This window comes from Solihabitans fulvus (genome assembly GCF_008386585.1).
GTDB classification, from domain to species: domain Bacteria; phylum Actinomycetota; class Actinomycetes; order Mycobacteriales; family Pseudonocardiaceae; genus Solihabitans; species Solihabitans fulvus.
The window spans coordinates 1-317 of sequence record NZ_VUOB01000359.1 but is presented as its reverse complement, the minus strand read 5'-3'; the positions used below and the strand labels follow the sequence as shown (position 1 = coordinate 317).

Annotated in this window: 1 protein-coding gene; it reads left to right on the top strand. The window is 47.0% G+C overall.

Annotation, left to right across the window (positions count from 1 at the left end):
• Positions 1 to 10 precede the first annotated feature (10 nt).
• On the top strand, positions 11 to 268 hold the full coding sequence (locus F0L68_RS46040) for a BPTI/Kunitz-type proteinase inhibitor domain-containing protein (protein ID WP_497857992.1): 258 nt from the start codon (positions 11 to 13) through the stop codon (positions 266 to 268).
• Positions 269 to 317: the final 49 nt, after the last annotated feature.

The window sequence follows — 317 nt, the reverse complement described above, 5'->3', positions numbered from 1 at the left end:
CAGAGACGTCATGTTGCGATCGGTGCTTTTCCTAACCACGGGCTTTCTCTTCGCTGCGTGCTTGACGTCAGTCATGAGTGATAAGCCAACAACGAAGCCGATATGCGAGCAGGCTTTTGGCAATTCGGGCCCTTGTTTCGCCTACATTAAGCTATACTCGTACAATCAGAAGACGAAGAAGTGTGAAGAATTCATTTACGGAGGCTGCTGGGGTAACGACAATCGTTTCAACACATTGGCCGAATGCGAACAGAAATGCATAAAGTAACTGATACCTTCGAATTAACGCACGCATTTTAGACTCATCATGGCCGGAA

Bases quoted from the DNA above. Each gene is read 5' to 3' on its own strand.
- F0L68_RS46040 (WP_497857992.1), top strand. From the start codon at position 11: ATGTTGCGATCGGTGCTTTTCCTAACCACGGGCTTTCTCTTCGCTGCG.